The sequence below is a fragment of the Gemella sp. GH3 genome, assembly GCF_013415425.1.
Taxonomy (GTDB): Bacteria; Bacillota; Bacilli; order Staphylococcales; family Gemellaceae; genus Gemelliphila.
In genome coordinates this window covers 1-7,964 of sequence record NZ_JACBYC010000122.1, presented here as the reverse complement: position 1 = coordinate 7,964, position 7,964 = coordinate 1, and the positions used below count along the sequence as shown (strand labels likewise).

General features: G+C 29.1%; 10 protein-coding genes and 1 riboswitch. All 10 genes read right to left on the bottom strand.

Translation table 11 applies throughout. From position 1 onward, the window contains the following. Positions 1 to 58: 58 nt before the first annotated feature. The 10 genes from HZY83_RS05140 to HZY83_RS05095 all read right to left on the bottom strand — a co-directional run bounded on the left by HZY83_RS05140 (position 59) and on the right by HZY83_RS05095 (position 7,676). Positions 59 to 418 carry a globin domain-containing protein gene (locus HZY83_RS05140; protein ID WP_179943001.1) on the bottom strand — a complete coding sequence of 120 codons (360 nt, stop codon included), beginning with the start codon at positions 416 to 418 and terminating at the stop codon, positions 59 to 61. A gap of 9 nt (positions 419 to 427) precedes the next feature. Then, positions 428 to 1,609 (bottom strand): methionine adenosyltransferase, encoded by a 1,182-nt coding sequence (metK, locus tag HZY83_RS05135; protein ID WP_179943000.1) that lies wholly within the window; start codon positions 1,607 to 1,609, stop codon positions 428 to 430. Positions 1,610 to 1,702: 93 nt separating this feature from the next. After that, positions 1,703 to 1,805, bottom strand: a riboswitch (SAM riboswitch). Positions 1,806 to 1,851: 46 nt separating this feature from the next. Continuing rightward, positions 1,852 to 2,424, bottom strand: a complete 573-nt coding sequence (locus HZY83_RS05130; RefSeq protein ID WP_218925346.1) for a class I SAM-dependent methyltransferase — start codon at positions 2,422 to 2,424, stop codon at positions 1,852 to 1,854. A gap of 214 nt (positions 2,425 to 2,638) precedes the next feature. Further along, positions 2,639 to 3,628, bottom strand: coding sequence for a phosphate acetyltransferase (pta, locus tag HZY83_RS05125; protein WP_179942999.1), 990 nt, complete (start codon positions 3,626 to 3,628; stop codon positions 2,639 to 2,641). A 14-nt stretch (positions 3,629 to 3,642) separates the two neighbouring features. Next, the gene (locus HZY83_RS05120) at positions 3,643 to 3,831 is read right to left on the bottom strand and encodes a DNA-directed RNA polymerase subunit beta (protein WP_179942998.1); all 189 of its coding nucleotides are present in this window, start codon (positions 3,829 to 3,831) and stop codon (positions 3,643 to 3,645) included. 12 nt (positions 3,832 to 3,843) lie between these two features. Next, positions 3,844 to 5,112: a UDP-N-acetylglucosamine 1-carboxyvinyltransferase gene (gene murA / locus HZY83_RS05115; RefSeq protein WP_179942997.1), complete on the bottom strand. Its 1,269-nt coding sequence runs from the start codon at positions 5,110 to 5,112 to the stop codon at positions 3,844 to 3,846. Positions 5,113 to 5,206: 94 nt separating this feature from the next. Next, positions 5,207 to 5,629: a cytidine deaminase gene (locus HZY83_RS05110; RefSeq protein WP_179942996.1), complete on the bottom strand. Its 423-nt coding sequence runs from the start codon at positions 5,627 to 5,629 to the stop codon at positions 5,207 to 5,209. After that, entirely contained in the window at positions 5,629 to 6,507 is an 879-nt protein-coding gene (locus HZY83_RS05105) for an HAD family hydrolase (RefSeq protein ID WP_179942995.1), read from the bottom strand. Before HZY83_RS05105 ends, HZY83_RS05110 begins: the two co-directional genes overlap by 1 nt. A 577-nt stretch (positions 6,508 to 7,084) precedes the next feature. Beyond that, a complete protein-coding gene (locus HZY83_RS05100) occupies positions 7,085 to 7,477 on the bottom strand; it encodes a DUF2178 domain-containing protein (RefSeq protein ID WP_179942994.1) in 393 nt (130 codons plus the stop codon). Position 7,478: 1 nt separating this feature from the next. Further along, a complete protein-coding gene (locus HZY83_RS05095) occupies positions 7,479 to 7,676 on the bottom strand; it encodes a helix-turn-helix transcriptional regulator (RefSeq protein ID WP_179942993.1) in 198 nt (65 codons plus the stop codon). Positions 7,677 to 7,964 lie beyond the last annotated feature (288 nt).

Sequence of the window (7,964 nt, the reverse complement as noted above, 5' to 3'; positions counted from 1 at the left end):
CTTATAAACATATCCATAAAATTTATACTATAATTGATTTAATAACAATATATAAATTTTATTTAACTGTATTTATCATATGCATACCTAACATCTTTATTTTCTTTCTCAAAAAATATTTTAACGTTTCGTCTAACTCTATCTTTTCCAAAGCTATTTCAAAATCTTCTATCCAAAACTTTGCTACATCAATAGATATAGGAAACTTATAATGTTTATCTTTTAAGTTAGGAAAATCAAAAAGATTAGTAGGTGCTCCTAAAAAAATCCTAAAAAATTTCTTTTGTTCGTCTTTTACGCTGTGAAATCCATTATGAAATAAAATATTAATACGATCATCATTGGCGATAACATCGTCATACAATATATCTATTAATAAATCTATCTTCTTTTCTCCAATTTGATCATACAAGTTCATAATCTTCTCCTAAACTAATAATTTTTTAAATACATCAACTTTGTCTAATTTTTCCCACGTGAAACTTTCTTCATCCCTACCAAAATGACCATAAGCTGCCGTGAGACTAAATATAGGTTTTCTTAAATTTAAAGTTTCTATTATACCACTAGGAGTTAAGCTAAAGTTCTCTTTTATAACTTTTACTATATCTCCTTCGTCTACTTTAGATGTTCCAAAAGCATCTACAAATATTGATACTGGATTGGCTACACCTATTGCATAAGCTAGTTGTACTTCTATTTTATCGCAAATTCCGCTAGCTACAATATTTTTTGCTATATATCTTGCCATGTATGCAGCTGAACGATCGACTTTAGTAGCATCTTTACCACTAAATGCCCCTCCTCCGTGGCGTGCATAACCTCCGTAAGTATCAACTATTATCTTTCTACCAGTAAGCCCAGCATCTCCTACCGGCCCTCCTATAACAAACTTTCCTGTTGGATTAATAAAATATTTCGTATTGTCATCTAACAAATGCTCATCTAAACAAGGTTCAATAACATAAGTTTTTATATCTTTATGTATTTGTTCTTGGCTTACTTCTTCTGAATGTTGTGTAGAAACTACTACTGTATCTATTCTTTTTGCAACGTTATTCAAATCATACTCTACAGTAACTTGAACTTTCCCGTCTGGTCTTAAATAATTAAGTATTCCTTCTTTTCTGACATCTGCCAATTTTTTAGCAAGTTTATGACTAAGATAAATAGGTAAAGGCATATAAGTTTCTGTTTCATTAGTAGCAAAACCAAACATCAAACCTTGATCCCCTGCTCCCACTTCTTCATAAACATCTTTCTCTCTAGTTTCTATAGCATTGTCAACCCCTTGTGCAATATCTGGAGATTGCTTGTCTAATGCTACTAGAACAGATATATTATCTCCACAATATCCAGAACTTGGATCATTATACCCTATGTTATTAATAGTTGAACGAACTATATTTTGAAAGTCTACATTTGCCGTTGTAGATATTTCTCCAATTAAAACCGCTAATCCTGTGTTTACTGCTGTTTCACACGCAACACGTGCGTATGGATCTTGCTTTAATACTTCATCTAATACTGCATCAGATATTTGATCTGCTATTTTGTCAGGATGCCCTTCTGTAACAGATTCTGATGTGAAATAATATGTTTTTGTCATTAATATTCTCCTATATTTTATAAAATTTTTCTAAATAATCAAATGTTAAAATAAAAAAACCTGTCAATAGACAAGGTCTAAAATAAATTATTAACCTCATCGCTCAAAGTTACCTTTGCTTAGGAAAGCACCTTAGTTATATTACTAGGTTGCCGGAGTTCTCAGGGCCTTATCCCTCACTCACTCTTGATAAGTTCTAAAATATATTAATTATACTTCTAGTAATTCTAATATACTTCATATTATTTGTCAAGATTTTTACATCTAAGTACATAAGCCGGTGGAATATTAAACAGTACTCTTTTGTAGCTTATATTATCAAAATATTGTTTAAAGAAATTCATTTTTACCAATGTATATTGAAATGTTATAAATTCCGCCTTATCTTGTAATAATTTTTTTGTTAGTGTCAAAACCTTATCGCTAATATTTTTAGGTAAACTAGTAAAAGGTAAGCCCGAAATAATATAATCAACACTACTTACATTGTACATTTTTAAATACTTCTCTACATCTTCTACGCTATCATTAATTAACACAAAGTTGTTATTCTCTTCTATTGAAAGTTGATCTTTTAAAATTTTAAAAAATTTCTCATTAGTTTCAAAACTTAAAAATATAGTATTATTATTTTTCTTTTCTAAAATTTTCTTTGTGAATACTCCTGTTCCTGCACCATATTCCACTATACATCTAGCATTAGAAAAATCTATATTCTCTACCATCTTTTTTGCTAGTGCATCAGAACTAGGTACTACTGCTCCTACATTTCTAGGATTTTTTACATACTCATAAATAAATCTTAAATAGCTCAAACAAACACCTCCTATAATAAATATCAGTCAAAAAATATTTTTTAACTTAATATCCATTATAGCAAAAAAAAAAAAAAAAAAGTTCAACACCATATAAAAATAATTATATTTTTAACGTTGCGATTAGAGTAAACAATAAAATGATACAACTAAAAGAAAATTAATACCTAAAACTTCTTATTGTTGTATCACTTTTATTGTTTTATTTCTAACTTTATTTACTTATCGCTTGTAAAGCTGTAATTAATGCTAATTTAATAACATCTATCTCATCACAACCACGTGATAAGTCATTTACTGGCGCATTAAGACCTTGTAAAATTGGACCAATAGCTTCAAACCCACCTAATCTTTGAGCTATTTTATACCCTATATTCCCTGATTCTAAACTAGGGAAAACATAAACATTAGCATCTCCTTGAATTTCTGAGTTTGGAGCTTTTAATTTTGCTACTCCCGGAACAAAGGCAGCATCAAATTGAATTTCTCCCTCAACTGGTACTGTAGGAGCTTTTTCTCTAAAAATACTAGTAGCTTCAGCAACTTTCTGGCTTTCTGGCGTTACTGCTGATCCTAATGTAGAAAAACTCAACATAGCTACTTTAGGAGAAACATTAAAGCTTTTTGCTGTCTTAGCAGATTCCACAGCAACTTCAGCTAACCCTTCTGCATCCAAAGTAGGATTAATAGCACAGTCTGCAAAAATAAATCTAGTAGCATTTCTGCTCATAATAAATGCCCCACTAGTTCTTTTTACACCAGGCTTAGTTTTTATGATTTGTAACGCTGGTCGAACTGTATCTCCTGTAGAATGAATAGCTCCCGATACTAGACCATCAGCTTTTCCCATATAAACTAACATCGTTCCGAAATAATTCACATCTTTCAATAGTTCTTGAGCTTGTTCTCTAGTAACTTTTCCTGCACGTCTTTCAACAAAGGCATCAACCATCTCATCGTACCCTTCATAATTAAGATGATCAATTATTTCTAAACCTGATGAACGTAAAAACTGTGAATTTGCTACTTCTTTTACTTGCTCAGGATTTCCTAACAATACAGGATGTACATTATCAGTAAGACTTAACTTAACTGCTGCAGTTAATACCCTCGTATCTGTTGCCTCAGGAAATACTATTCGTACATTTTTTCCTGCTAATTTTTCTTGAATTTCTTCAAATAAATCTCTTCTTACTATAGTCATTATAGTCTCCCCTTCTAATTTGTTATTATGTCTATTATGTGTTTTAACGGTTTTAAACTTAAAGCATCAAGAAATTCGCCGTTTCCTATTAAAGTATATCCTATTATAAAACCAATGTAAAGTGTTACAAATAAAATAATAAAAAATTTAATAAAGTTATAGAACTTAACTTGTTTTATAGATTTTTTTTTCGATTTTGCCATAGAATTATACCTCTATTCTTCTATTCTAACAATATTTGCTCCAAGCTTCCTTAGTTTATTTTCTATATCCACATAACCTCTATCAATATGTTCAATGTGACTAATAGTAGTTTCTCCATGTGAGATTAACCCTGCAATAACTAATGCTGCACCTGCTCTTAAATCTGTAGCTTTAACATTAGTTCCCTCTAATCTAGGTAATCCTTCTATCAAAGCACTACGTCCTTCTATTCTTATTTTAGCGTTCATACGCTTTAATTCTTCTACGTGCATAAATCTATTTTCAAATACAGTTTCAGTTACTGTACTAACTCCGTCAGCTAGTAGCGTAAGAACCATAATTATAGATTGCATATCTGTTAAAAATCCTGGATGTGGTAAAGTTTTAACATCAATAGGTTTTAGAGAATCCCTATTGTTTCTAACACGCATAGCGTTATCTAAAACATCTATTTCTACACCCATTTCTCTCATTTTAGAAACTAGCGCAACATTATCTTCATATCTAGCACCTTTTACTACAACATCACCTTTAGTAGCTGCTGCTGCTATCATATAAGTAGCCGCTTCTACTCTATCTGGCATTATAGTATACTCTGCACCATGAAGTTTCTCCACACCTTCAATAACTATACGAGATGTATTTTCTCCAGAAATTTTCGCTCCCATTTTTTTTAGAAACTTTATCATATCTCCTATTTCTGGCTCTTGAGCTGCATTTTCCAAAATAGTTGTTCCTTTAGCAAGACAACTTGCCATAATAACATTTTGAGTAGCACCTACACTAGGGAAATCAAAAAATATCGTTGTTCCATTTAGTCCCTCAGGAGCATGTGCTTCTACGTATCCACCATCTTGAATTATCTTAGCACCTAACATCTCAAAACCTTTTAAATGTTGTTCTATAGGTCTACTTCCTATAGCACATCCTCCAGGCATAGCTACTTTAGCAACCTTTTCTCTAACTAATAGTGGCGCCATCACCAAAAATGATGCTCTCATTTTGCTTACAAAATCAAAAGCCGCCTCATTTTTCAAATTATCTCTAGCATCTACTTCTAATATTTTTTCTTGCTGATCATAAGATATCTTAACACCTAGAGATGCTAACAAATTACTAATTATTTTTACATCAGAAAGATTAGGCACATTATAAAACTTACTAACTCCTTCTGTAGCAAGTAAGGCTGAAGCCACAATAGGTAAAACTGCATTTTTAGCTCCATCTATCTGCACTTCTCCTTGCAAAGGAATGCCACCTTTTACTACTATCTTATTCAAAATAATTCCTCCATTTTTTTATATACATTACATAAATGATAACATAAATTTTATAATAATACTATACTTTGTAATTATTCATTAAATTTACACTTTATTTCTTATTCAAATCATCTTTTGTGAAACTAAAAGGAAATATATCAACAAAAAATTTATAAACAGTATAATTATCTTCCGAATTTCCTAATATCATTTCAAAGTCTTTATCCACAAACTCTGCTATTACTTGTCTACAAACTCCACAAGGAGAACAAGACTCTAATAGATTACCATTTGGACCTCCTACTATAGCTATTTTCTTAAACTCTGTAACTCCTTCACTAACCGCTTTAAATATAGCTGTTCTTTCCGCACAGTTAGTAGGTGTGTAACTCGCATTTTCTATATTACATCCAGTATATATCTTTCCATTTTTTGCTAAAATAGCCGCCCCTACTCGAAAGTTCGAATAAGGAACATATGCAAACTCGGTAGCTTCTATAGCTAATTTCATTAATTTTTTATTTATGTTTTCCATTATTTTATACCATTTTCTTCCCTAATTATTTTATATATCATATCTCCTACTCCCGATTCATTATTTGTTAATTCAGAGATATACTTTGCTACTTTTTTTATATTTTCATTACCATTTTTCATAGCAACACTATATTTTGCAAATTCTAACATTGATAAATCATTAAGATTATCACCTAACGCCATAATTTCATCTACTTCTATATTTTTAATACTAGCTATTGATTTTAAGGCATTTCCTTTAGTTGCATTCTTATTCATAACCTCTAAATTACTCTCTCCCGATGAAGTTACACTAAGATTACTGTTTTCTTCAAGAAATCTCTTAGCAACAGCCAATTTTTCTTTATCCGAACTAATTCCAATTATTTTTATAACAGGATTGTCTTCCTCATTTATAAAAATATCTACATTATCTGTTTCTACTAAATAGCCCTGCTCTTGCCTTGCTTTTGCTTCTGTCATTATTCGGTCTTTATCTGCATTTCCACCTTGACCTTCTATCAAATCTACATAAGCTTGAACATCATTTTCTATATTACTAGTGTACACCTTATTTTTAGTATATAACTGATAAGAAACTCCTGCAGCTTTAAAAATTTGTGCAATAAAAAAAGAATCTTTAGGATCTAAACTTATTAAATTTAACAAGTTACCTTCTTTGTCATATGTAACACCACCATTAAAACAAATAATATCACATTTTAGATTAGCCTCTTTCATAGGATGAATAGCTTCATAAAATGCTCTCCCAGTAGCTATGACAAACTCTATTCCATTATTACGAACAAAATCTACTGCTTCCATATTAGTATTAGTTATTTTATGACTATTATCAAGAAATGTTCCGTCCATATCTGTTGCTATTAGTTTTATCATATAAATTGTCCTTTCTAGTAGTTAGGGATTGAAGACTTTTAAGATTTATACCCCTTTGCAATGCACAATTTATTATATCAAAAAAATATACTTTGTACCATCTTTTATAAAATGTAATAAATCTTTTAATGTACATTCTAAGATATATAAATAATCTCTCCATTTCAAACATCTATAAAAAATATAGAAAATGAATACGTCTGTACCTTAAAAGCAAGCTTATTTTTGCTTATCTTTATAAATAATTACATAATTCAATTATTTTTAAATTATTCGCTATTTCTTAAACTATTTTCAAATAATTATACTTATCCATTTATTTTATATTTATTATATTAATTCTTAACTAAATCAAACATCTTATAATTTATTTCTTATTACAAATTGTATTTACTATCCTCCAGATATATTTAAAAAAGCTACTAATTTTATTTTATTTCTTCATATTCCTTAAACTCTTGTAATATTTAATACGAATTTGTATAAAAAAACAGTAAATCTTAGCGATATACTGCTTTTTATAAAATTTATTAACAGAATTATATTCCATACTTAATAGAAAAGTAAAACTTTAAATTTAATACTTTTTCTCATAATATTTATTAATGAATAACATAATAACCGGAGAAACCAATAATGAAATCGCCAATAAAGAGGCTGGTAAGTACATCTTTACCGAAATACAAACAACAGCAATAACTCCCATTAAAAACATTAGTATAGATGACATTGTGGCATTTACCTTATCTCTAATCTTTTCGTTTATTTCATCATTTACGCTTATTCTATAATCAGAGTCTTTTTCCATCATTTTAGTATGCATAATTTTTACATGTGAAATAGACACACTTATCGCAAAAATAAAAATAAATACAATGTCCAATATCACATTTAGATTTAATACAAATGCTAAAACTAAACTACAAATTCCTATTAAATATCCTAAATACCAAATCTTATTATTTTTCATCTTAATCCTCCTCATAGATAAATACATCTTCAATTTTCAAATCAAAAAACTTAGCAATTTTAAATGCCAAGATAATAGACGGATTATATCTCCCATTTTCTAAAGATCCAACTGTCTGCCTAGATACCTCGAGTATATTAGCCAGTTCTTCTTGTGTTATTCCTTTTTCCTTTCTTATTTCTTCAAGTCTATTTTTCATAATTAGAAACCTCTCAATAATGTCAAGTTAACTTTACATTATTATATTAACATATATTCTATTTTATGTAAAGTAAACTTTACATAAAGAAATTTTTTTCTATTATATCCTTACTATCATCAAAAAATAAATTCTATTATGGGATTTTTTTTTTTTTTTGATAATTTCTCTAAATATTGACGTTAATTCTTTTTTATATCAAAAATATTTATTTTTAATTTATTTTGTTATATAATTAATAAAATGAACATATAATTTATTTTAAATTGAAGGAGTTATTATGAGAAT

Coding starts and splice junctions, on each gene's coding strand:
- HZY83_RS05120 (WP_179942998.1), bottom strand. CDS start 3,831: ATGGCAAAATCGAAAAAAAAATCTATAAAACAAGTTAAGTTCTATAAC.
- HZY83_RS05105 (WP_179942995.1), bottom strand. CDS start 6,507: ATGATAAAACTAATAGCAACAGATATGGACGGAACATTTCTTGATAAT.
- HZY83_RS05140 (WP_179943001.1), bottom strand. CDS start 418: ATGAACTTGTATGATCAAATTGGAGAAAAGAAGATAGATTTATTAATA.
- HZY83_RS05095 (WP_179942993.1), bottom strand. CDS start 7,676: ATGAAAAATAGACTTGAAGAAATAAGAAAGGAAAAAGGAATAACACAA.
- pta (WP_179942999.1), bottom strand. CDS start 3,628: ATGACTATAGTAAGAAGAGATTTATTTGAAGAAATTCAAGAAAAATTA.
- metK (WP_179943000.1), bottom strand. CDS start 1,609: ATGACAAAAACATATTATTTCACATCAGAATCTGTTACAGAAGGGCAT.
- HZY83_RS05100 (WP_179942994.1), bottom strand. CDS start 7,477: ATGAAAAATAATAAGATTTGGTATTTAGGATATTTAATAGGAATTTGT.
- HZY83_RS05110 (WP_179942996.1), bottom strand. CDS start 5,629: ATGGAAAACATAAATAAAAAATTAATGAAATTAGCTATAGAAGCTACC.